Origin of the sequence: Kitasatospora aureofaciens (genome assembly GCF_001188955.3) — a bacterium.
Classification (GTDB): domain Bacteria; phylum Actinomycetota; class Actinomycetes; order Streptomycetales; family Streptomycetaceae; genus Kitasatospora; species Kitasatospora aureofaciens.
On sequence record NZ_JPRF03000050.1, the window covers coordinates 23,093 to 45,086 of the forward strand.

The 21,994-nt window shown below is 73.3% G+C and carries 20 protein-coding genes; 13 read left to right on the top strand and 7 right to left on the bottom strand.

Going from position 1 to position 21,994, the window contains the following annotated elements:
* The first annotated feature begins 210 nt into the window (after positions 1 to 210).
* The 5 genes from HS99_RS29380 (at position 211) to recX (ending at position 5,663) form a co-directional block, all read left to right on the top strand.
* Positions 211 to 1,746 (top strand): S8 family serine peptidase, encoded by a 1,536-nt coding sequence (locus HS99_RS29380; protein ID WP_050366559.1) that lies wholly within the window; start codon positions 211 to 213, stop codon positions 1,744 to 1,746.
* 162 nt (positions 1,747 to 1,908) lie between these two features.
* Positions 1,909 to 2,103: a DUF3046 domain-containing protein gene (locus HS99_RS29385; protein WP_030285284.1), complete on the top strand. Its 195-nt coding sequence runs from the start codon at positions 1,909 to 1,911 to the stop codon at positions 2,101 to 2,103.
* Between the two features lie 36 nt (positions 2,104 to 2,139).
* Positions 2,140 to 3,366 carry an AI-2E family transporter gene (locus tag HS99_RS29390; protein ID WP_370863314.1) on the top strand — a complete coding sequence of 409 codons (1,227 nt, stop codon included), beginning with the start codon at positions 2,140 to 2,142 and terminating at the stop codon, positions 3,364 to 3,366.
* 211 nt (positions 3,367 to 3,577) lie between these two features.
* Positions 3,578 to 4,699: a recombinase RecA gene (gene recA, locus HS99_RS29395; protein ID WP_030285288.1), complete on the top strand. Its 1,122-nt coding sequence runs from the start codon at positions 3,578 to 3,580 to the stop codon at positions 4,697 to 4,699.
* A gap of 4 nt (positions 4,700 to 4,703) precedes the next feature.
* Positions 4,704 to 5,663 (top strand): recombination regulator RecX, encoded by a 960-nt coding sequence (gene recX, locus HS99_RS29400; RefSeq protein WP_232543224.1) that lies wholly within the window; start codon positions 4,704 to 4,706, stop codon positions 5,661 to 5,663.
* 72 nt (positions 5,664 to 5,735) lie between these two features.
* Here recX and HS99_RS29405 read toward each other — a convergent pair whose 3' ends face one another.
* The 5 genes from HS99_RS29405 to HS99_RS29425 all read right to left on the bottom strand — a co-directional run bounded on the left by HS99_RS29405 (position 5,736) and on the right by HS99_RS29425 (position 10,922).
* Positions 5,736 to 7,457, bottom strand: a complete 1,722-nt coding sequence (locus tag HS99_RS29405) for an FAD-dependent monooxygenase (protein WP_051746950.1) — start codon at positions 7,455 to 7,457, stop codon at positions 5,736 to 5,738.
* Positions 7,458 to 7,579: 122 nt separating this feature from the next.
* Positions 7,580 to 8,434 carry an amino acid ABC transporter permease gene (locus HS99_RS29410; RefSeq protein ID WP_223885964.1) on the bottom strand — a complete coding sequence of 285 codons (855 nt, stop codon included), beginning with the start codon at positions 8,432 to 8,434 and terminating at the stop codon, positions 7,580 to 7,582.
* Positions 8,431 to 9,081: an amino acid ABC transporter permease gene (locus tag HS99_RS29415; RefSeq protein WP_030285296.1), complete on the bottom strand. Its 651-nt coding sequence runs from the start codon at positions 9,079 to 9,081 to the stop codon at positions 8,431 to 8,433. The genes HS99_RS29410 and HS99_RS29415 overlap by 4 nt, the downstream gene beginning before the upstream one ends.
* A 45-nt stretch (positions 9,082 to 9,126) precedes the next feature.
* Positions 9,127 to 10,029, bottom strand: coding sequence for a glutamate ABC transporter substrate-binding protein (locus tag HS99_RS29420; RefSeq protein ID WP_030285299.1), 903 nt, complete (start codon positions 10,027 to 10,029; stop codon positions 9,127 to 9,129).
* A 119-nt stretch (positions 10,030 to 10,148) separates the two neighbouring features.
* The gene (locus HS99_RS29425) at positions 10,149 to 10,922 is read right to left on the bottom strand and encodes an amino acid ABC transporter ATP-binding protein (protein WP_030285301.1); all 774 of its coding nucleotides are present in this window, start codon (positions 10,920 to 10,922) and stop codon (positions 10,149 to 10,151) included.
* Positions 10,923 to 11,314: 392 nt separating this feature from the next.
* On the opposite strand from HS99_RS29425, the gene HS99_RS29430 reads away from it, so the two are divergent.
* Complete coding sequence (locus HS99_RS29430) at positions 11,315 to 12,073, top strand: response regulator transcription factor (RefSeq protein ID WP_046386349.1); 759 nt, start codon at positions 11,315 to 11,317, stop codon at positions 12,071 to 12,073.
* A gap of 6 nt (positions 12,074 to 12,079) precedes the next feature.
* The gene (locus tag HS99_RS29435; RefSeq protein ID WP_030285306.1) at positions 12,080 to 13,513 is read left to right on the top strand and encodes a sensor histidine kinase; all 1,434 of its coding nucleotides are present in this window, start codon (positions 12,080 to 12,082) and stop codon (positions 13,511 to 13,513) included.
* Between the two features lie 6 nt (positions 13,514 to 13,519).
* Here the strand turns inward: HS99_RS29435 and HS99_RS29440 are convergent, their stop codons facing one another.
* Positions 13,520 to 14,539, bottom strand: a complete 1,020-nt coding sequence (locus HS99_RS29440; RefSeq protein ID WP_030285308.1) for a TAXI family TRAP transporter solute-binding subunit — start codon at positions 14,537 to 14,539, stop codon at positions 13,520 to 13,522.
* 106 nt (positions 14,540 to 14,645) lie between these two features.
* On the opposite strand from HS99_RS29440, the gene miaB reads away from it, so the two are divergent.
* On the top strand, positions 14,646 to 16,148 hold the full coding sequence (gene miaB, locus HS99_RS29445; RefSeq protein WP_223885963.1) for a tRNA (N6-isopentenyl adenosine(37)-C2)-methylthiotransferase MiaB: 1,503 nt from the start codon (positions 14,646 to 14,648) through the stop codon (positions 16,146 to 16,148).
* 149 nt (positions 16,149 to 16,297) lie between these two features.
* Positions 16,298 to 16,996 (top strand): class III extradiol dioxygenase subunit B-like domain-containing protein, encoded by a 699-nt coding sequence (locus tag HS99_RS29450; protein ID WP_030285313.1) that lies wholly within the window; start codon positions 16,298 to 16,300, stop codon positions 16,994 to 16,996.
* Positions 16,997 to 17,000: 4 nt separating this feature from the next.
* Here the strand turns inward: HS99_RS29450 and HS99_RS29455 are convergent, their stop codons facing one another.
* Positions 17,001 to 17,267: an antitoxin gene (locus HS99_RS29455; protein ID WP_030285315.1), complete on the bottom strand. Its 267-nt coding sequence runs from the start codon at positions 17,265 to 17,267 to the stop codon at positions 17,001 to 17,003.
* 179 nt (positions 17,268 to 17,446) lie between these two features.
* Between HS99_RS29455 and miaA the strand changes: the two genes are divergently transcribed.
* The 4 genes from miaA to HS99_RS29475 form a co-directional block, all read left to right on the top strand.
* Positions 17,447 to 18,382 carry a tRNA (adenosine(37)-N6)-dimethylallyltransferase MiaA gene (miaA, locus tag HS99_RS29460; RefSeq protein WP_030285317.1) on the top strand — a complete coding sequence of 312 codons (936 nt, stop codon included), beginning with the start codon at positions 17,447 to 17,449 and terminating at the stop codon, positions 18,380 to 18,382.
* Between the two features lie 229 nt (positions 18,383 to 18,611).
* On the top strand, positions 18,612 to 19,133 hold the full coding sequence (locus HS99_RS29465) for a DUF1129 domain-containing protein (protein ID WP_094743072.1): 522 nt from the start codon (positions 18,612 to 18,614) through the stop codon (positions 19,131 to 19,133).
* A gap of 61 nt (positions 19,134 to 19,194) precedes the next feature.
* The gene (gene dapF, locus HS99_RS29470; RefSeq protein WP_046386351.1) at positions 19,195 to 20,121 is read left to right on the top strand and encodes a diaminopimelate epimerase; all 927 of its coding nucleotides are present in this window, start codon (positions 19,195 to 19,197) and stop codon (positions 20,119 to 20,121) included.
* A 168-nt stretch (positions 20,122 to 20,289) separates the two neighbouring features.
* Positions 20,290 to 21,994: RelA/SpoT family protein (locus HS99_RS29475; RefSeq protein WP_079151544.1), on the top strand; the 1,705-nt coding region annotated here is incomplete at its 3' end.

The following is a 21,994-nucleotide window of genomic DNA, read 5'->3' on the forward strand; positions in this document are numbered from 1 at the left end:
TGCCGGGTGGGACTGACAAGCGAGGGCGGGGCCGTGAGCAGGGGTGGGGTGGGCGGAAGGGGCCGGGCGTGAGGGGGCCGGGCCGAGGGGTGTAGCTGCGGGGGCGGGAATGATGAAACGCTCATATGGTGAGAAATCGGGCGGGTGATCACTTGGTGGCTGCCCGGCTTGGGCTGTGACCTCACTGGACCGACGAGCGGAGAGCGTGGGATGGCGCAGGCGCACCGGTCCGGCGGTCCCGTCCGTACGGCCCGCCGCCGCAGGGTGTGCGGGCACGCCCGGGCGCTGCTCGCGATACTGGTCACCGCCCTGGTGGCGGGCGGCGCCGTGCCGTACGTGTCGGGGCCCGGGCGCGCCTACGTCAGCTACCTGGTGCTGGCCGAGCGGGAGGACGCCGCAGGGGCCACCAGGGCCGGGAAGGAGAGCCGGGCAGCGGGCGGACAGGTGGTGCAGGAGTACCCGCAGATCGGGGCGGTGCTGACGTACGCCACCGGGGGCTTCGCGGAACGGGTGCGACGCAGGCCGGGGATCGCCGCGGTCGGGGCGACCCGGACGGCGCCGGTGGTGGGGCCGCCGCGGGAACTGGCCGGGGCGGGTGACTTCGCCGCGGGGGTGGGGCGCGGCTGGCGGGGGGATGCGGGGGACGGCGGGACGGGGACGACGGCTGGTACGGTGCCGGACCCCAGGGAGGGCGGGGCCTGGAACCTGGCCATGGTTCATGCGGGGGCAGGGACGGCGTCGGGAGCGGTGGCGGGGGTTGGGCCGACCGGGGACGGTGTCGGTGGGGTGCCGGGGCCGGAGGCGATGCGCAAGGTGCTGGTCGCGGTGCTGGACTCGGGCGTGGACGACACCCACCCCGACCTGCGGGCGGCCGTCGACCCGAAGGCCTCGGCGTCCTGCGCCGACGGACGGCCGGACGCACGCACCGGCTCCTGGCGGCCCGACCCCGGGGTGGAGGAGAGCGGGCACGGCACCCACGTCGCCGGGATCATCGGTGCGGCCCGGGACGGGCAGGGCGTCACCGGGGTCGCGCCCGGTGTGCGGATCGCCGCCGTCCGGCTGCTCGGGCCCCTGGGGCAGTACTACGCGGAGAACATCGTCTGCGGCATGCTCTGGGCCGCCGACCACGGGGCGAAGGCGATCAACGACAGCTACTTCGCCGACCCGTGGAAGTACAACTGCCCCGAGGAACCGGACCAGGCGGCGCTGATCGCGGCCGTCGGCCGGGCCGTCGCCTACGCCCGGCGCAAGGGCGCGGTGGTGGTCGCCTCGGCCGGCAACGACGGGCAGGACCTCGGCGCGGCCCGGACGGACCGGCGCAGCCCCAACGACCGGGTCACCGGGCCGGCCCCCACCCGCTACCTGGGCACCGAGTGCATCCGCCTTCCCGGCGAGTTGCCCGGGGTCGTCACCGTCACGGCCGTCAACCGGGACGGGAGTCCGTCCTCCTACACCAACTACGGGCGCGGCCGGATTTCGCTGGCTGCACCCGGCGGGGACCCGGACGGCGGGGCGGAGGGGGCGATCGTCTCGGACTGGCCCGGTGGGCGGTTCGCGGCGCTGGCGGGCACCTCGATGTCGGCGGCGCACGTCACGGGGGCGGTGGCGGTCGCGGCGGCGTTGCACCCGGACTTCGGGGCGGCGCAGTTGGCGGATCTGCTGGCTCGGACGGCGGCGGGGTGTCCGGTGCGGGGGTGCGGGGACCGGGGGCACTTCGGGGTGGGGTTGTTGGTGGTGCCCCGGTAGGCGGTTGGGGACGGGGGTGTTCGCGGGGCTCTCGGGAGGGGTGGGCGGTGCTTCGTGGGCGCGCGGGTTCTGCCCGCGCGCCCACGAGGGCGGGGGGCGGCGCCCACTGGCGGGGGATGGCGGTGGGCGGGGCCCGTGAGGGGCCTCCGGGATACTGGGGGTATGAGGCTGACCGAGTTCTGGCGACGGATGTATGCGCACTTCGGGGAGGGGTATGCGGAGTCGTTTGCGTCTGATCATGTGATGAGTGAGTTGGGTGGGCGGACGGTGCGGCAGGCGTTGGAGGCGGGGTGGGAGGCCAAGGACGTGTGGCGGGTGGTCTGTGAGACGCAGGGGGTTTCGGCGCTGCTGCGCTGAGCGGTCGGTGCGGGGGTGGTGGGACAGACTGTCCGGGTGACTACGAGCGGAGAGCAGGAGCGCCTCGGTGAGGCGGTGCGGGGTGCCGAGGGGGAACGGGCGGGGCACGGTGGGGTGTTGTGGGGCGGGATGCCGCCCTGGTTGCCCCGGGCGATGGTGTTGTTCCTGGTGTCGGTGGGGCTGTTCCAGCTCGCGGACTGGGCGTTCCGGCAGTTGATCGACCTGTTCGTGATGCTGTTGGTGGCGTTCTTCCTCTCGTTGGCGCTGGAGCCGGCCGTGGACCGGATGGCGGCGCGCGGGGTGCGTCGGGGGGTGGGGACCTTCCTGGTGTTCGTGGCGGTCGGGGTGGCGGTGGTGGGCTTCCTGGCGGCGCTCGGCACGCTGTTGGTGGACCAGGTGGCGAAGATCGCCGGGGACATGCCGCACCTGGTCGACAATCTGATCGTCTGGACCAACCGGACGTTCCACCAGGACCTGTCGCTGGGTGAGCTGCAGAAGCGGCTGCTGAAGGACTCCGGGACGATCGAGGGGTACGCCCAGCAGGCCGCGGACAACGTCTGGGGCGTCTCGTCGACGCTGATCGGCGGGCTGTTCCAGACGTTCACGGTGGGGCTGTTCACGTTCTACTTCACCGCCGAGGGCCCGCGGGTGCGGCGGACGGTGTGCTCGCTGCTGCCGCCCGCCAAGCAGGCGGAGGTGCTGCGGGCCTGGGAGATCGCGCTGGCCAAGACGGGCGGCTACCTGTACTCCCGGGCGGTGCTGGCGGTGGTGTCGGCGGCCGGGCACTGGGTGATGTTCGCGCTGATCGACCTGCCGTACTCGGCGGCGCTGGCGATCTGGGTCGGCGTCATGTCGCAGTTCGTGCCGACCATCGGGACGTACCTGGCGGGTGCGCTGCCGGTGCTGGTCGCCCTGACGGTGGAGCCGGTGGACGCGTTGTACGTGCTGGTCTTCACGGTGGTCTACCAGCAGATCGAGAACTACGTGCTGCACCCGAGGATCACCGCCAGGACGGTGGACGTGCACCCGGCGGTGGCCTTCGGCGCGGTGATCGCGGGGGCGGCGCTGCTGGGGGCGGTGGGCGCGCTGATCGCGATCCCGGCGGCGGCGACCATGCAGGGCTTCGTCGGGACGTACGTGCGGCGGTACGAGGTGGCGACCGATCCGAGGATCGACCAGGGCGAGCAGCGGCGGGCCCGGCGGGAGCTGCGCCGGGAGGCGGCGCGGCGGCTGCGGCGGATGGTGGGCGGCGACGGGGAGTGACGGACGGTGCGGGGCGGGCGGCCGGGGGTGACCCCGTCGACCCGCCCCCCGGCGTGGTCGGACCTGCGCGGCTTGAATCGAACAGACGTTCCTTTGTACTCTCCGGCGAGGAGTTTTCCACAGGCGGAGCCGGGTGGGGCTCGTTTGTCAGTGGGACGCGCTAGCGTCGATGACGATGAAGCGCACAGCACAGAACCCGAGGGAAAAAGCCATGGCAGGTACGGACCGCGAGAAGGCCCTGGAGACCGCGCTCGCCCAGATCGAGCGGCAGTTCGGCAAGGGCTCGGTGATGCGCCTCGGCGAGAAGGCGAACGAGCCGGTCGAGGTGATCTCCACCGGGTCGACCGCCCTGGACGTCGCCCTCGGGGTGGGCGGCATCCCGCGCGGCCGAGTGATCGAGATCTACGGCCCCGAGTCCTCCGGCAAGACCACCCTGACCCTGCACCTGGCGGCCAACGCCCAGCGGGCCGGCGGCACGGTCGCCTTCGTCGACGCGGAGCACGCGCTCGACCCGGAGTACGCCAAGAAGCTCGGCGTGGACACCGACGCCCTGCTGGTCAGCCAGCCGGACACCGGTGAGCAGGCCCTGGAGATCACCGACATGCTGATCCGCTCCGGCGCGATCGACCTGGTGATCATCGACTCGGTCGCGGCACTCGTCCCGCGCGCCGAGATCGAGGGCGAGATGGGTGACTCGCACGTCGGTCTGCAGGCCCGCCTGATGAGCCAGGCGCTGCGCAAGATCGCCGGTGCGCTGAACCAGTCGAACACCACCGCCATCTTCATCAACCAGCTGCGCGAGAAGATCGGTGTGATGTTCGGCTCGCCGGAGACCACGACCGGTGGCCGGGCGCTGAAGTTCTACGCCTCGGTCCGACTGGACATCCGCCGGATCGAGACCCTGAAGGACGGCACCGAGGCGGTCGGCAACCGCACCCGCGTCAAGGTCGTCAAGAACAAGGTCGCCGCGCCGTTCAAGCAGGCCGAGTTCGACATCCTCTACGGCATCGGCATCAGCCGCGAGGGCGGCCTGATCGACATGGGCGTCGAGCACGGGTTCATCCGGAAGTCCGGCGCCTGGTACACGTACGAGGGCGACCAGCTCGGCCAGGGCAAGGAGAACGCCCGTAACTTCCTGCGGGACAACCCGCAGCTCGCCGACGAGATCGAGCGGAAGATCAAGGGCAAGCTCGGCATCGGCCCGAAGACCGAGGAGCCGGCCGAGGCCGCTCCGGAGGCCGCCGCTGCCGCCGCCGACGGCGTCGCGAAGCCGATCACCGCGACCGCCGCCAAGACGGCCGCGGCGAAGAAGACGGCGGCTGCCAAGGCCTGAGCCGTTGACGCAGTACGACATGGTGGGCGGCGGCCCGGCGGGCCCCGAGGACGACGACTTCGGGCCGCCGGACTGGTTCGCCGCGGTCGCGGAGCCCGAGCCGGAGCCGCGAGCGCGGCCCGAGCGGACTCCGGTCCGGGTGGCGCGCGGCGCGGCGCCCGGACCGGTTCTCGACCGGGAGCAGCCGACGGAGGCCCCGCTCGAGGCACTCGGCCTGGTCCCCGCCTCCGAGCTGCGCGCCGGCCGTCGGCGGCGTCGCTCGGCGCTGGCCGAGGAGTCGGAGGCCGCGGGCGGCGGCATGCCCGCAGAGCGGAGCCCGGGTGGGGCCGAGGCGGCCGGTCACGGGGGTGTGGCCGCCTCGCCCACCCGAGCTCGCCGCGGCCGGCGGAGCGCGCGCTCCGAGGAGGGGCCGCCGGGCGAGGAGACGGGCGCCGCCCGTACCTCCCGCAAGCGGGCCGAGGAGGAGTCCGACCCGGAGAGCCGCGCCCGGGACATCTGCCTGCGGCTGCTCACCGGTGCGGCCAAGTCCCGCAAGCAGCTCGCCGACGCCCTGCGCAAGCGGGAGATCCCGGAGGACGTCGCCGAGGAGGTGCTCACCCGGCTGGAAGAGGTCGGGCTGATCGACGACGCCGCCTTCGCTGCGGCCTGGGTCGAGTCCCGGCACGCCGTCCGGGGCCTGTCCCGCCGGGCGCTGACCCAGGAGCTGCGCACCAAGGGGGTGGCCGCCGACGTGGTCGAGCAGGCCGTCGCCCAGCTCGACCACGACGACGAGACGGACGCGGCCCGGGCGCTGGTCGAGCGCAAGCTGCGGTCCACCCGGGGGCTTGACCCGCAGGTCCGCACTCGGCGGCTGGTCGGGATGCTGGCCCGGCGCGGCTACTCCGAGGGGCTGGCCTTCCGGGTGGTGCGCGGTGCGCTGGAGCAGGAGGCGTCCGGTGAACGGTCCGGGACGGAATGGGAGTAGTGGAGGTCCGGGAGAGCCGGGCCACGGCGGTAGCGGGTTGAGGCGTGTCCCTCGGATCTCCCCGAGGAAGCCCTAACTCGCGGAATCCACCTGCTGGGGCTCCGGGGTGGGTTCGGGCTCCGGCTCGGGCGGGGCGGCGATCGGGGCCGGCCCGCCGCGGGCGCGGTCGGCGAGTGCCAGGAGGTCCTCGGCGGCGGCGCCCTGGGTGACGCCGACCAGGTGGCCGTCCGGGCGGATCAGCAGCACGGTGTGCGGCCCGGCGCCCGGGTACTCCTCGGTGACCAGCACCTGGGCCGGCACCGGCAGTGCGGCGGCGACCTCGGCCAGCCGGGGCATCAGCCCGGCGCCGAGCCAGTGCTCGGCCGACCAGACCGCGGTGCCGGGGGCGACCAGCAGCAGCAGGAAGGTGGCGCCGAGCCGGGCGTGCAGGTGGTCCGGGGTGCCGTCGGTGGTGAGCACCGGAAGGTCCGGGACGAGCACGCCGGGGGCGGTGGCGGGCAGCAGTTCGCTGAGCGAGGTGGCGCCGCGCGCGCCGCGCTGCACCGGCACCCGGCCGGGGACGCCGGAGGGCGCCGCCGGGTAGGCGGGGGCGCCGCCGAAGCGGCCGGTGCCCAGCTGGCCGTCGGCGAGCAGCGGGGCGTGTTTGCGGAAGCCGCCGACCAGCAGCGAGCGCCGGGTCTGCTGCCAGCCGCGCAGCGGGCGCAGCAGCGGCATGGACTGGTCGACGGCGCGCAGCCGGGCGCCGACCGCGCCGCGGCGCTCGGCCTCGTAGCCGTCCAGCAGGGACCCGCCGGGCTGGGGGCCGCCGGAGTGGAGGTGCCAGGCGAGGGCGAGCCGCCAGGCGAGGTTGTCGGCGTCGCGCAGTCCGTCGGCGAGGTTCTGCATGCCGAGTGCGCCGTGCAGGTGAGCGGCGTCGCCGGCCAGGAAGCAGCGGCCGCTGCGGAAGCGGGCGGCGAGGCGCTGCTGGGCAGTGTGGTCGGCGGCGGCGAGCAGCTCGTAGCGGGGGAGTTCGCCGCACCAGCCGGTGAGGGTGGAGGTGACCCGGGTGAGCAGGGTGTCGCCGGTGACGATGCCGGGCCAGGTGGCGTGCGGGTCGACCTGTTCGGTGGGGGCGGGTCGGCCGGGGGGCAGCCGCCAGTCGAGCCGCCAGACGCCGTCCGGCAGCGGACGGGCGGAGGCCTCGCGGTCGCCGCGCCACGGGGGTTCGCGGTGCAGCCGGGCGCCGTCGAAGGGCAGGTCGACCCGGACGGTGGCGATGGCGTTGCGGTCGACGGCCGGGCGGCCGGGGAAGCGGATCTTCAGCAGTTTGCGGACGGTGGAGCGGGCGCCGTCGCAGCCGACCAGGTGGCTGCCGCGCCACCAGGTGGCGGAGCCGTCCTGGGTGCCGTGGGTGCGGACACTGACGCCGTCGCGGTCCTGTTCGAGCTCGACGACCCGGTTCAGCGGGACCAGCCGGACCAGCGGGGTGCCGGTCAGGGCGTCGCGCAGGCCGCGCTGGAGGCGGTGCTGGGGGAGGTGGAAGGTGGGCGAGTCGGTGAGGTCGATCCGCCGCACCTCCTGGCGGCGCCGCCAGATGGCGAAGGAGTCCCACAGCGCCGAGTCGGAGACGGCCCGGGAGTAGCCGATCCGGGTCAGGAAGGCGGTGGTGTCGGCGCCGAGGACGACGCTGCGGGGGCCCTCCGGGCAGAGCCCGGAGCCCTCGTCCAGGACGACGGTCGGCACCTCGTGCCGGGCCAGCGCGAGGGCCAGGGCCAGACCGACCGGTCCGGCCCCGACCACGATCACCGGGTCCATGCGGGGACCTCCGGGCACGAACCGGCCCATGGGCCGGCGTCAGTTACCGCTGCCGCATATGCCGCGTGGATGCTCCCGGGAGGTGTCACGAACAGCAATGCAACAGTTCACCTGCGTGTCCGTCAAGCAGCAGCTGAAGTGCGCCGGTTCGCGCCGCGGCGGCCGCGTGCTTCGATCCACCGCGCGAGCGCGGTCAGCAGCAGGCACAGCGCGATGTAGATGGGCGCGATCACCAGCACCACGGGGATGTACGGGAAGCCCGCGGCGTTCATCGGCTGGCTGGCGATCTTCTTGCCCATGAACAGCAGCTCGTTGTACGTGATGATGTAGCCGAGCGAGGTGTCCTTGAGGGTGACGACCAGCTGACCGATCATCGACGGCAGCATCGAGCGGACGGCCTGCGGCACCAGGATGGTGGACATCACCTGGGTCTTGCGCATTCCGAGGGCGTACGCCGCCTCGCCCTGGCCCCGAGGGACGGCGTTGACGCCGCTGCGGATGATCTCGGCCTGGACCGAGCCGTTGTAGAGGGTGAGGCCGAGCACCAGCGCCCACATCGGGTCCTTGGCGAAGAACGCGTAGTAGAGCGCGACGATCAGGATCAGCAGCGGCATCGCCCGGAAGAACTGGACGATCGCGGTGCAGACCCAGCGGACCGGCCCGTGGTCGGAGAGCGTCCCGGAGGCCAGCAGCGCGCCCAGGGCGAGCGAGAAGGCGCCCGCCAGGCCGAAGGCCTTCAGGGTGGACAGCAGGCCGTCCACGATCATCTGCTGGACGAAGTTGTACTGGAACGGGTCCCACAGGTCGGCGTCGAACTGGCCGTTGTCGGCGAGCGCGCTGACGGCGTACCAGAGCAGCCCCGCGATGCCGAGCAGCGCGAGGACGCCGAACAGCCGGTAGCGGGTGCGGGTCCGGGGGCCGGGGATGTCGTAGAGGACGCTCGCCGAGCCCTGCCGCTGACGCTGGAGCATGCTCATCGGGCCACCGCCAGTCGGGATTCCAGGAAGCGGAAGAGGGAGGCGACCGTCGCGCTGATCAGCAGGTAGGCGCAGGCCACCCAGAAGAAGATCGAGAAGATCGAGTAGCCGCGCTCGGAGAAGGTCTGCTGGGCGCTGTACAGCTCGCCGACGCTGAACGCGCCGGCGATCGCCGAGTTCCTGGGCAGTGCGATGAACACGCTGCTCATCGGGCCCAGCACGGTCCGGGTGGCCTGCGGCAGGATCACCAGGCTGAGGGTCTGGAAGAAGTTCATGCCGAGGCTGCGGGCCGCCTCCGCCTGGCCGAGCGGGACGGTGTTGATGCCGGAGCGAATCACCTCGCAGACGAACGAGGCGGTGTACCCGCCGAGCGCCAGCACCGCGAAGGTGAGGTGGCTGAAGTGCACCCCGAGCGGCGGCAGGCCGAAGGTGACGGCAAAGAACAGCAGGGTCAGCGGCGTGTTGCGGAACAGCGTCACCCAGGTGGTGCCGAAGGCGCGCAGGACCGGCACCGGGGAGACCCGGAAGGCCGCCAGCAGGGTGCCCAGCAGCAGGGCGAGCAGGGCGCTGAGCGCGCTCAGCTCGATCGTCTGCAGGAAGCCGTCGCGGAACAACGCGAAGTTGTCCTGCTCGAACAGGAACCCCATCCGGCGGCCCTCCTCTCACAGATGGTCGGGAAGCGGGGGGTGGAATCAGTAGCGGTCGAGGGTCGGGATCGCCGGGGCGGCCGAGCCGGACGCGCCCAGGGTCGCGTCGTAGGCCTTCTTCCAGTCGCCGTTGTCCTCGTGGGCCTTGAGGGCGTCGCTGATCGCGTCGCGCAGCGCCTTGTCGTCCTTGTTCAGGCCGACGCCGTAGTTCTCCTTGGTGAACGGCTTGCCGACCACCTTGAGCTTGGGGGCGTACTTGGAGGCGTAGCCCTTGAGGATCGCGTCGTCGGTGGTGACCGCGTCGACCTCGCCCGACATCAGCTTCTCGACGCAGGCCGAGTAGGTGTCGAACTGGGTGACCTTCGGGTTGTACGGCTGGATGTTCTTGATCGAGGTCGAGCCGGTGGCGGTACAGATGTTCTTGCCGCTGATGCTGTCCGGGCCGGTGATCGAGGTGTTGTCGCTCTTCACCAGGAAGTCCTGGCCGGCGATGTAGTACGGGCCGGCGAAGGAGACCGTCTTCTTGCGCTCGTCGTTGATGCTGTAGGTGCCGACGTAGAAGTCGATCTGGCCCTTGGCGATGGCCGGCTCGCGCTGCGAGGAGACCAGGGTCTGCCACTTGATCTGCTGCGGGGTGAAGCCCAGGTCGGCGGCGACCATCTTGGCGATCTCGATGTCGAAGCCGCTGCGGTCGCCGCTGGCGACGTCCTCCCAGCCGAGGTTCGGCTGGTCGGCCTTGGCGCCGATGATCAGCTGGCCGCGCTTCCTGGCCTCGGCGATGACCGGGGAGTCGACCTTGGCGTCCGTCTTGACCGTGTAGGTCGGCAGCGCCGGGGCGTTGGTCGCGCTCGCCGCGTTGGAGGCGGGGGTGCCGTCCTTGCCGCAGGCGGCGGTGGCGGTCAGCGCGACGGCACAGAGCGCCACGGCGAGGGTGCGGGAAGTCCTCATGAGGGTTGTACTCCTGGGGCTGGGCCACGGTGCGGACCGGGCTCTGGCGTCTGGAAGTCGTGCACGGGCAGGGCCGTCCGGCGCCGTTGCCGGAGGCGGCCCCGCGTGGTCTCGAAGCGTCAGTGGTGCAGGATCTTCGAGAGGAAGTCCTTGGCGCGGTCGGAGCGGGGCGCGGTGAAGAACGCGTCCGGGGTGTCCTGCTCGACGATCTTGCCGTCGGCCATGAACAGCACCCGGTTGGCGGCGGAGCGGGCGAAGCCCATCTCGTGGGTGACGACGACCATCGTCATGCCGTCGGCGGCCAGCTGGCGCATGACCTCCAGCACCTCGTTGACCATCTCGGGGTCGAGCGCCGAGGTCGGCTCGTCGAAGAGCATCACCTTGGGCTTCATCGCCAGCGCCCGGGCGATCGCCACGCGCTGCTGCTGGCCGCCGGAGAGCTGGGCCGGGTACTTGTCCGCCTGCGCGCCCACGCCGACCCGGTCGAGCAGTTCGCGGGCGGTCTTCTCGGCGTGCGAGCGGAGCACCTTGCGGACCTTGACCTGGGCCAGGACCACGTTCTCCAGCACGGTCTTGTGCGCGAACAGGTTGAAGCTCTGGAACACCATGCCGACCTCGGCGCGCAGCTTGGCCAGCTCCCGGCCCTCCGCGGGCAGCGGCCGGCCGGACAGGGTGATCGTGCCGGAGTCGATCGTCTCCAGCCGGTTGATCGTCCGGCAGAGCGTGGACTTGCCCGACCCGGAAGGGCCGATCAGGACGACCACCTCGCCCTGCCTGATCTCCAGGTCGATGTCCTGGAGCACGTGCAGCGCGCCGTAGTGCTTGTTGACGTTGCTCAGCACGACCAGCGGGGCGGCTGCGGGGGTGGAGTCCTCGACCGGGCTCTCGGTCATCGCGCCTGCTCCCTACTGTGTCGAACTGGGTCATTTCGGCCTGCCCGAGGAGTCCCAACTCCCTTGGGTGGCAAAGGTGGTGCGAATCCGGGAGCCGCGACCGGCGGAGCCGCAGCCCCCGGTGGGGCGACCTTAGGAGCGCTGACGGTGCCCCGTCAGCGGATCTGAGCGGAACTTGAGGATCACGAAACGGACACACGACGGGTACGCACTGTTCGCGAGTGTGTCGACGGGGCATGTCACAGCGGGAATCCGTACCGGTGCTCGCAGTCCCCCGGGAGCCCGGTACGCGGTCGAGCCTGGCGCCGGGCCGCGCACTGGCCCATACTGCGCAGGACCGGGCCCCGACCTAATCGGCCCCGGCGACCACGTGGGGGAGGGAGGAGAACGGGATGCGACTGCTGCTCGTCGAGGACGACGAACGCGTGGCCGCGGCACTGGTCGCGGTGCTCGGCCGGCACGGCTTCCAGGTGCGGCACGCCCGCAGCGGGCACGAGGCGCTGGACGCCCTGGTGCCGGACGGCAACGAGCCGTACCGCGTCGTGCTGCTCGACCTCGGGCTGCCCGACCGCGACGGCTTCGAGGTGTGCAGCCGGATCCGGGCCGGCAGCGGAGTGCCGGTGATCATGGTGACCGCCCGCGCCGACATCCGCTCCCGGATCCACGGCCTCAACCTGGGCGCCGACGACTACGTCACCAAGCCGTACGACATGGGCGAGCTGCTCGCCCGCATCCACGCGGTCGCCCGCCGCGGTGCCCAGCCGTCCTCGGTGGCGGTGCCCCCGCTCGACGCCGTACCGCAGCAGCGCGGCCCGCTGGAGTCCCGCGGCATCCGGATCGACCGGGAACGCCGCCGGGTCAGCGTGGACGGCCGGGACGTGCCGCTCACCCGCAAGGAGTTCGACCTGCTGGCGCTGCTCGCCCAGAGCCCCGGCGTGGTCTACCGGCGCGAGCAGATCTTCAGCGAGGTCTGGCGCAGCGGCTGGGAGGGCAACGGCCGCACCCTGGAAGTGCACATCGGCTCGCTGCGCAACAAGCTCGCGCTGCCGGGCCTGGTCGAGGCCGTGCGCGGCGTCGGCTACCGGCTGATCCCCGACAGCCCGACCTCCACCGCGGCCGACCAGGCCCCGTCCGCCCCCGCGGAGCACTGACCGCACGTGCGCACCCGCCTGCTCGGCATCCTGATCGCCCTCATGCTCTGCGTCCTGGCCGCCCTGGGGCTGCCGCTCGCGGCGGCGTTCGCGGCGGCCGAGCAGAGCCGGGTGGTGGTCGACCGGCTTGACGACGCCGCCCGCTTCGCCCAGGACCTGCCCACCTCGGGCGCCGCCGCCCTGGACTCCGCGCTCAAGGCCGACCCGGAGCCCGCCCCCGGCGACCTCAGTCGGCGGCACGCGATCGAGGCCGAGGTCCAGCGCTACTTCGACCTGTACGGCGTGCGCCTGGGCATCTTCCAGCGCGACGGCGCGCCGATCGCGGTCGCGCCGCGCGACTGGCGGGTGCCCGCCGTCGGCTGGGGCGCCCAGGCCTTCCAGGAGGCGCTGGACGGGCGGCGCAGCCACAACCCGCCGCAGGTCTGGCCGTGGACCGAGGACCGGACGATTACCGTCGCCGCCCCGGTGGTGCGGGATGGCGACGTGGTCGCGGTGGTGCTGAGCGAGTCCCCGACCGGCGCGCTACGGGCCCGGGTGCTGCACAAGTGGCTGGTGCTCGCCGGCGGCGAGGCGGCCGCGATGGCCGTCGCCGTACTGCTGGCCGTACGGCTCACCGAGTGGGTGCTGCGCCCGGTGCGCACCCTGGACAGGGCCACCCACGACATAGCCACCGGCCGGATGGCCGCCCGGGTCGCCCCCGGCGGCGGACCGCCCGAACTCCAGCGACTGGCCCGCTCGTTCAACGAGATGGCGGACCACGTGGTGCACGCCATGGACCAGCAGAAGGCCTTCGTCGCGGACGCGTCGCACCAGCTGCGCAACCCGCTCTCGGCCCTGCTGCTGCGGGTCGAGGTACTCGGCCTGGAACTGCCCGAGGGCCACGAGGAGGAGCTCGGCGGCGTCCGTGAGGAGGGCTCCCGGCTGGCCCGGGTGCTGGACGACCTGCTGGGGCTGGCCACCGCCGAGCACGCCCGCCCCGAGCCCGAGCAGACCGACCTCGCCCAGCTGACCCTCGCCCGGGTGGACGGCTGGCGGCCGGTGGCCGAGCGGCGCGGGATCGTCCTGCGCTGGGACGGCCCGGCGCTGGCGATCGGCATGGCGGACCCGATCGGCTTCGGCTCCGCGCTGGACGCCGTCCTGGACAACGCGCTCAAGTTCAGCCCGTCCGGCAGCGAGGTGCGGCTGCGGGTCGCGGTGCGCCGGGACGAGGTCGCGGTGACCGTCAGCGACGCCGGGCCGGGGCTCACCGAGGACGAGCTGTCCCGGGCCGGGGACCGGTTCTGGCGCAGCCCGCGACACCAGAACGTGGACGGCTCCGGACTGGGCCTGTCCATCGCCCGCACCCTGCTGGCGGCCGGCGGCGGCACGCTCGGCTTCGCCCCGGTGAAGCCGACCGGGCTCGCGGTGACCCTGGCGGTGCCGCGGCCGGAACGGCCGTAGCGGTTCCTAGGGTTTTACGGACCGGTAGTAGCGCGCCGCGCCCTCGTGCAGCGGGAGCGGGTCGGTGTAGACGGCGGTGCGCAGGTCGACCAGCTGGGCGGCGTGCACCTGGGCGCCGATCTGGTCCCGGCTGTCTATCACCGCCCGGGTCATGCCCTCCACCAGGCCCGGGTCCGCGTCGTCCCGGGTGACCAGCAGGTTGGGCACGGCCATGGTGGCGACCGCGTCCTTGGGTTCGGCGTTCGGGTAGGTGCCCTTGGGCATGGTGGCCGCCCGGTAGGCGTCGACGCCGTCGCCCTCCGTCTTGTGCAGCGCCTCGGACAGGTCGGCCAGCGGGACGATCCGGATCCGGAAGCGGTCGGAGAGGTCGGTGAGCGCGCTGGTCGGCAGGCCGCCGGACCAGAAGAAGGCGTCCAGCTTGCCCTCGCGCAGCTCGTCCGAGCCGTCGCTGACGCCCGCCGGGACCGCGGTGATGTCGTGGTCGGGGTCCAGCCCGGCCGCGGTCAGCAGCCGCCTGGTCACCAGGTTCACCCCGGACTGCGGCAGCCCGACACCGACCCGCAGGCCCTTGAGGTCGGCGGTGCGGTGCACCGGGGAGCCGGCCGGGACGATCAGCTGCAGGTAGTCGTCGTACAGTCGGGCGATCGCCCGCAGCCGGTCCTTGCCCGCGCCCTGGTAGGCGGCGACCGCGTCGGCGGTGGCGATGGCGAAGGTGTCCTGGCCGGTGACCACCCTGGACAGGTTCTCCACCGAGCCGTCGGTGCTGTCCAGGGCCAGCCGCACCCCCGGCATGGTCTGCGAGACGTGGGCCTGCAGCAGCTGCCCGTACCGGTCGTAGACCCCGCGCGGGACGCCGGTCGCGAAGCGGGTCTCCCCGCGCGGGTACCCGGGCGAGCGGCCCGCCGACAGCCACCAGCCGCCCAGGCCGGCGACCAGCAGCACCAGCACCAGCACCGTCCGCCACAACGGGCTGCGGGCCGCGCGGCGGACGGCGGCGCCGAGAAGTGACGGATCGGTGGGGGTCATGCAGGGATACTGCCAGGCGCTCCGGCCGAACGGGAGGGGAACGGGCGGCGGAAAGCTCGGCGAAGGTCCGGAAAAACCGGTGTGCCGCTGCCCGTACCCTGGTCTGGTGAGCGGTGAGAGCGGATTGAAGAGCTACAAGGTCGTCACGCACGGCTGTCAGATGAACGTCCACGACTCCGAGCGGCTGTCCGGGCTGCTGGAGGACGCCGGGTACGTCAAGGCCGGGCCGGACGGCGACCCCGACCTGGTCGTGTTCAACACCTGTGCGGTGCGCGAGAACGCCGACAACAAGCTGTACGGCAACCTCGGACAGCTCGCGCCGGCCAAGAGCCGCCACCAGGGCATGCAGATCGCCGTCGGCGGCTGCCTGGCCCAGAAGGACCGCGAGACCATCGTCAAGCGCGCCCCCTGGGTCGACGTGGTCTTCGGCACCCACAACATCGGCCACCTGCCGGCACTGCTGGAGCGGGCCGCCGTCGAGCGCAGGGCCCAGGTCGAGATCCTGGAGTCGCTGGAGACCTTCCCCTCCACGCTGCCCACCCGCCGCGAGTCCGCGTACGCGGCCTGGGTCGCCATCTCGGTCGGCTGCAACAACACCTGCACCTTCTGCATCGTCCCCGCGCTGCGCGGCAAGGAGGAGGACCGCCGGCCCGGCGACGTCCTCGCCGAGATCGAGGCGCTGGTGGACGAGGGCGTCATCGAGGTGACCCTGCTCGGCCAGAACGTCAACGCCTACGGCTCCGACCTGGGCGACCGCGAGGCCTTCTCCAAGCTGCTGCGCGCCGCCGGGCAGATCGAGGGCCTGGAGCGGATCCGCTTCACCTCGCCGCACCCGCGCGACTTCACCGACGACGTGATCGCCGCGATGGCCGAGACCCCGAGCGTGATGCACCAGCTGCACATGCCGCTGCAGTCCGGCTCGGACCGCGTCCTCAAGGCGATGCGCCGCTCCTACCGGCAGGAGCGTTTCCTCGGGATCATCCGCAAGGTGCGCGAGGCGATGCCGGACGCGGCCATCTCCACCGACATCATCGTGGGCTTCCCCGGCGAGACCGAGGAGGACTTCGAGGAGACGATGCACGTCGTCCGCGAGGCCCGCTTCACCAACGCCTTCACCTTCCAGTACTCCAAGCGCCCCGGCACCCCCGCCGCGGAGATGGAGGACCAGGTGCCGAAGGAGGTCGTCCAGGCCCGCTACGACCGGCTGATCGCGCTCCAGGAGGAGATCTCCTGGGACGAGAACAAGAAGCAGGTCGGCCGCACCCTGGAGGTCCTGGTCGCCGAGGGCGAGGGCAAGAAGGACGACCGGACCCAGCGGCTGTCCGGGCGCGCGCCCGACAACCGGCTCGTGCACTTCACGAAGCCGGAGGAGCCGGTGCGGCCGGGCGACATGGTGACCGTCGAGATCACCTACGCCGCCCCGCACCACCTGCTGGCCGAGGGCCCGGCCCTCGCCGTGCGCCGCACTCGGGCCGGCGACGCCTGGGAGAAGCGCCAGGCCGAGCCCGCCGGCAAGCCGGCCGGCGTGATGCTCGGCCTGCCGAAGATCGGCGCCCCGGCCGAGCTGCCGCTGGCCGCCCCGGCGGGCGGCGCCTGTTGCGGCGACTGACGCCCGTGCCGTGACGGCGGCCCGGCGGGAGCGTTGGTGCTCCCGCCGGGCCGTTGTCGTGGACGGCCGTTGTCGTGGAGGGCCGTTCTCGTGGAAGGCCGTGTCTCCCCGCAGCGGGGATCCGGGGGACACGCCTTAGAGTGATCGGCATGCTGGTAGCCGCCGCCGTGTGTCCCTGTCCGCCGCTGCTCGTCCCCGAGGTCGCCGCCGGGGCCGCGCCCGAGCTGGACGCGCTGCGCGCCGCCTGCGACGAGGCGCTGGCGGCGCTGGTCGCGGCCGAGCCGCAGCTGGTCGTGGCGGTCGGCGCCGGGCCGGAGGCCGAGGTCTGGACCGAGGGCGGGGCCGGGTCCTTCCACCGCTACGGGGTGCCGCTGATCGCCAAGCTGCCCGGGGGGCGCGTCGAGGGGCCGGAGCTGGCGCCCTCGCTGACCGTCGGCGCCTGGCTGCTGGAGCGCGCCGGGGTGACCCTGCCGACGCACGCCTGCGCCGTGCCCGCCGACGCCCCCGCCGACCGGATGCTCGGCCTCGGCCAGGGCCTGGCCGGCCTCGCCGACCGGGTCGCCCTGCTGGTCCTCGGCGACGGCAGCGCCTGCCGTTCGCTGAAGGCGCCCGGCTACCTGGACGAGCGGGCCGAGGGCTTCGACACCTCGCTGGCCGCCGCCCTGGGCTCCGCCGACCTGCCCGCCCTCGCCGCCGTCGACCCAGCGCTGGCCGCCGAGCTCAAGGCCGAGGGCCGGGCGCCCTGGCAGGTGCTGGCCGGCGCCGCCGAGGGCGCCGGCCTCACCGCGCGGCTGGGCTACCAGGACGCCCCGTACGGCGTCGGGTACTTCGTGGCGTCCTGGTCCTGACCGGTTACGGCCGCGGGGCCTGCGGCGGCTGCGGGGCCCGACCCTGCTCGCCGCCCGGCTTCGGCTTGTGGGCGAAGTCCTCGACCGCGTCCTTGGCCCGGCCGGCGCCGTGCTCGATCCTTTCGCTGTACTTGCCCTTGGTGGCCTTGTCGATCGCGCCCCCGGCCCTGTCCACGATCTGCTCGATCTGGTCGCTGTGCCTGCCCGCGAGCTCGCCGGCCTTCTCCTTGAGTTCCTCGGCCTTGCCCTTGAGGTTGTCCATCAGACCCATGGCGATCTCCTTCGTTCCCTGTCTCCTGCACAACGCGCCGGAAGGGTAAAGCGTTCGCAAAAAGGGCGGTCGGCCGTGGAAACGGCCGGAGACGGTCCGGGGAACGGTCACGTCCTCGCGCAGTCGGGGGCGAGCGGCAGCCGGTCCCGGGCGGCCCGGCGGTTTGCGAGACTGGAGCGGTGAGCAGCTCCCGTGTGATCAGCATCGTCGGCGCGACCGCCGCCGGAAAGTCCGATCTGGCCGTCGCCATCGCCCGCAGCCTCGGTGGCGAGGTGATCAACACCGACTCGATGCAGCTGTACCGGGGCATGGACATCGGCACCGCGAAGCTGACCCTGGACGAGCGCGGGGGAGTGCCGCACCACCTGATGGACGTCTGGGAGGTCACCGAGGCCGCCAGCGTCGCCGAGTACCAGCGGCTGGCCCGGGCCGAGATCGACCGGCTGCTCGCCGCCGGGCGCACCCCCGTCCTGGTCGGCGGCTCCGGACTGTACGTCCGGGCCGCGATCGACGAGATGGAGTTCCCCGGTACCGACCCCGAGGTGCGCGCCCGGCTGGAGGCCGAGCTGGAGCAGGCCGGCCCGTACGCGCTGCACCGGCGGCTGGCCGAGCTGGACCCGGCGGCCGCCGAGGCGATCCTGACGAGCAACGGGCGGCGGATAGTCCGCGCCCTGGAGGTCATCGAGATCACCGGGCAGCCCTTCACCGCCAACCTGCCGAGCAACACCGCGGTGTACGAGGCGGTGCAGATCGGCGTCGCCGTCCCGCGCCCCGAACTGGACGAGCGGATCACCCTGCGGGTCGACCGGATGTGGGAGGCCGGGCTGCTGGACGAGGTGCGCGAGCTGGAGAAGGTCGGACTGCGGGAGGGCCGGACCGCCTCGCGGGCGCTCGGCTACCAGCAGGTGCTCGACCACTTCGCCGGCGAGTGCACCGAGGACGAGGCACGGGCCGAGACCGTCCGGGCCACCAAGCGCTTCGCCCGCCGCCAGGAGTCCTGGTTCCGCCGGGACGACCGCATCCACTGGCTCTCCCGTCCGGCCGGCACCGACCCGGTCGAGTTGCTGGAGCGCTCCCTCGAACTGATCGGACGTCAGGGAGTTCCGGCCGCATAGGACCTGTTCCGGCCAATTCGGCGGTGCACCTGCGCGCGCAGGCGACCGTGCAGAGCGCACCGGGGGTCACGGCCCGATCACGTGATGGCCACGGATCACCCGAGGACCCCGGTCAGGCCCCGAACGTCCCCTCTGGACATGCCATCATCGATGCCATAAGGGTCGGCCCGCGCGGGTCGACCGTGCCCGGCCGCGAGTCCGCTCGTGTCGATCTGTCAGGGGAGGCCGTGTGTCGACGGGTACCGGCCCCGAACCCGGCCAGGGCGGGAGCGTCACCGCACCGGCCGAGGAGTTCGACGAGTTCGACGAGTCGACGATGGGCGACCTCCCCGTGCTGACCGGCCTGGGGGCACCGACCTCCTACGCCTCCGCGGTGCCCGCGCTGGACACCCGCACCCCGCCGGACGCCGCCGTGCACGAGCGGGAGATCCGGCCGCTGCGCCGGCTCCGCTGGTGGCAGACCCTGCCGATCGCCCTGCTCGGCACCCTCGGCTCGCTGATGTTCGCCTTCCCGCTCGCCTTCGGCTCGGCCGGGGCGCGGGCCACCATGATCGGGATGCTCGGGCTGCTGTTCACCGCCGCCTCGTTCGGCTGGGGCGCGATGGCCGCCCGGCACGCCGGCTACAAGTGGCCGGGGCTGCCGCGCCGGGGATCCGGGCAGCGGGCCGGCTGGAAGGCCATCGCGGTGTACACCCTGATCGCGCTGGCCGCCTGTGCGCTCGCGGTCTGGCGGGTCGCCTACCTGCGCTGAGCCGGCCGTGGGCACCTTCCCGCCCCACGCCGGGCGGGCGGGCATCAGTACCATCGGAGGGGTGAGCGCATCCTCTCCTCAGCAGTCCTCCTCCCAGCGGGCCGGTCTCCCCTTCTTCAAGGGGCACGGCACCCAGAACGACTTTGTGATCGTGCCGGACCCGGACGGCGTGCTGGAGATCGGCCCGGAGACCGTCGCCGCGCTGTGCGACCGGCGGGCCGGCATCGGCGGCGACGGGCTGCTGCGCGTGGTGCGCGCGGCCGCCGACCCGGCCGCCGCGGACCTGGCCGACCGGGCCGAGTGGTTCATGGACTACCGCAACTCCGACGGCAGCATCGCCGAGATGTGCGGCAACGGCCTGCGGGTCTTCGCCCGCTTCCTGGTCGAGGCCGGTCTGGCGAAGCCCGGGGAACTGGCGATCGCCACCCGCTCCGGGGTGCTCACCGCGAAGGTCGCCGAGGACGCCGAGGACGGCACGCCCGGCGAGGTCACCGTCGGCATGGGCCGCGCCCGGCTGCCCGGACCGGACGGCATCGAGGTCGCGGTCGGCGAGCGGCGCTGGCCCGCGCTGAACGTCAACATGGGCAACCCGCACGCGGTGGCCTTCGTGGAGAGCCTGGACCACGCCGGGGACCTCTTCACCGCGCCGCTCACCAGCCCCGAGGGGGCGTACCCGGAGGGCGTCAACGTCGAGTTCGTGGTGGACCGCGGCCCGCGGCACGTCGCGATGCGGGTGCACGAGCGCGGCTCGGGCGAGACCCGCTCCTGCGGCACCGGCGCCTGTGCCGTCGCGGTGGCGGCCATCCGCAGGGACGGCGCGGACCCGGCCGTCACCGGCGAGGCGGTCTCGTACACCGTGGACGTGCTGGGCGGCCGCCTGGTCATCACCGAGCACCCGGACGGCCGGGTGGAGATGACCGGACCGGCGGTGATCGTGGCCGAGGGGCGGCTCGACGAGCGCTGGTGGGGGTCCCTGACGCGGGGCTGACGGCCCGGTTTGCCCATTTCGCGCGGTGACGAATCCCCCCGATCGGGTGATACCGCTCGCGGACGGGAATCACTGCGTCGCGGAACGTGCTCTGCTCGGTAGCATGGACCACCGGGTCGATCACCCCACGGGGAGGGGCAGCGCCCGGCGACGTTGCCGGAGGTGCCGATGACCATCGAAGCCGGGCAGCCCCCTCTCGCGGGGCAGCCGACGAGCGTACGGCAGGCCGGGGCCAGGAGGCCCCTCGGAGAGCTGGGCCGGGCCGCCCTCGGCCGGGCCGGGCGGGCCGCCTTACTGGCCACCGGGCGCCCGCCCGTGCCGGACGCCCTGGAACCGCTGGTCCGGGTGCACCGCCGACACCATCCGCAGGCGGACCTCGCCCTGCTGGCCCGGGCGTACCGGCTGGCCGAGGCCAGCCACCGCGGCCAGAAGCGCAAGAGCGGCGAGCCGTACATCACCCACCCGCTGGCCGTCACCATGATCCTGGCCCAACTCGGCGCGGGGACGACCACCTTGGTCGCCTCGCTGCTCCACGACACGGTCGAGGACACTGAGTTGACGCTGGACCAGGTGGGCGCCGGGTTCGGGCCCGAAGTCGCCTACCTGGTCGACGGGGTGACGAAGCTGGAGAAGGTCGACTTCGGCGCCGCCGCCGAGGCCGAGACCTTCCGCAAGATGCTGGTCGCCACCGGGGACGACGTCCGGGTGATGGTGATCAAGCTCGCCGACCGGCTGCACAACATGCGCACCATCCGGCACATGAAGCCGGCCAGCCAGGTGCGGATCGCCAAGGTCACCAGGGACGTGCTGATCCCGCTGGCCGAGCGGCTCGGCATCCAGGTGCTCAAGGCGGAGCTGGAGGACATCGTCTTCGCCACCCTGCACCCCGAGGAGCACGCCCGCACCCGCGCACTGATGGCCGCTCACGAGGCCGAGCCGGACGCCCTGCTGGAGCCGTTCGCCCGCCGACTGGCCCGCCAGCTGGCCGAGGCCGGGGTCGCCGCCGAGGTGACGGTACGGCCCCGGCACTGCGTCTCGCTGCACCGGGTGCTGGTCAAGCGGGCCGCCGCGCCCGGGCCGGACGGGCAGCCGCAGCGGCCGCAGCCGGCCGACTTCGGGCGGCTGCTGGTGGTGGTCGAGGAGAACGCCGACTGCTACGCCGTGCTCGGCGAGCTGCACACCTGCTGGACGCCGCTGCCCGGGGAGTTCAAGGACTTTGTCGCCGCCCCCAAGTTCAACCTCTACCAGTCGCTGCACACCGCCGTGGCGCTGGACGGCGAGGTGGTGGAGGTGCTGGTCCGGACCCGCCGGATGCACGAGGTGGCCGAGACCGGGGTGGTCGCGCTCGGCGACCCGTCGCGGACCGGCGCCGCCCAGGACGCGGACGAGCTGGACCGCACCGACCCGGCCCGGCCGGGCTGGCTCAGCCGGCTGCTGGAGTGGCAGCAGGAGACCCCCGACCCGGATGCCTTCTGGTCCGCGCTCACCGCCGACCTGGCGGGCGACCGGGAGATCACCGTGGTGACGGAGAGCGGTGAAACGCTTCAGCTCAGGGCCGGGGCCAGCTGTGTGGACGCCGCCTACCTGCTCGGCGAGGAGACCGGTCACCGATGTATCGGCGCCCGGGTCAACGGCCGGCTGACCGCGCTGTCCACCGTGCTCCAGGACGGGGACGTGCTCGCCGTGCTCACCGAGGGCCCCCCGGCCGGGAGCGGCCAGCGCGGCGCCGAACCCTCGGGGCCGTCGCCGGAGTGGCTGGCGCACGCCCGCACCCCCGCCGCCCGGCTGGCCATCGAGCGCTGGCTCGCCGACCACCCGGCCCGGCTGCCGGTGGTGCGCACCGGCCCGGCCGGCGGTCAGCCCGCCCCGCCCG

What these genes read in the sequence shown, in the direction of transcription:
- HS99_RS29380 (WP_050366559.1), top strand. Translation starts at nt 211, where the DNA reads ATGGCGCAGGCGCACCGGTCCGGCGGTCCCGTCCGTACGGCCCGCCGC.
- HS99_RS29385 (WP_030285284.1), top strand. Translation starts at nt 1,909, where the DNA reads ATGAGGCTGACCGAGTTCTGGCGACGGATGTATGCGCACTTCGGGGAG.
- recA (WP_030285288.1), top strand. Translation starts at nt 3,578, where the DNA reads ATGGCAGGTACGGACCGCGAGAAGGCCCTGGAGACCGCGCTCGCCCAG.
- HS99_RS29405 (WP_051746950.1), bottom strand. Translation starts at nt 7,457, where the DNA reads ATGGACCCGGTGATCGTGGTCGGGGCCGGACCGGTCGGTCTGGCCCTG.
- HS99_RS29410 (WP_223885964.1), bottom strand. Translation starts at nt 8,434, where the DNA reads ATGAGCATGCTCCAGCGTCAGCGGCAGGGCTCGGCGAGCGTCCTCTAC.
- HS99_RS29415 (WP_030285296.1), bottom strand. Translation starts at nt 9,081, where the DNA reads ATGGGGTTCCTGTTCGAGCAGGACAACTTCGCGTTGTTCCGCGACGGC.
- HS99_RS29420 (WP_030285299.1), bottom strand. Translation starts at nt 10,029, where the DNA reads ATGAGGACTTCCCGCACCCTCGCCGTGGCGCTCTGTGCCGTCGCGCTG.
- HS99_RS29425 (WP_030285301.1), bottom strand. Translation starts at nt 10,922, where the DNA reads ATGACCGAGAGCCCGGTCGAGGACTCCACCCCCGCAGCCGCCCCGCTG.
- HS99_RS29430 (WP_046386349.1), top strand. Translation starts at nt 11,315, where the DNA reads ATGCGACTGCTGCTCGTCGAGGACGACGAACGCGTGGCCGCGGCACTG.
- HS99_RS29440 (WP_030285308.1), bottom strand. Translation starts at nt 14,539, where the DNA reads ATGACCCCCACCGATCCGTCACTTCTCGGCGCCGCCGTCCGCCGCGCG.
- HS99_RS29450 (WP_030285313.1), top strand. Translation starts at nt 16,298, where the DNA reads ATGCTGGTAGCCGCCGCCGTGTGTCCCTGTCCGCCGCTGCTCGTCCCC.
- HS99_RS29455 (WP_030285315.1), bottom strand. Translation starts at nt 17,267, where the DNA reads ATGGGTCTGATGGACAACCTCAAGGGCAAGGCCGAGGAACTCAAGGAG.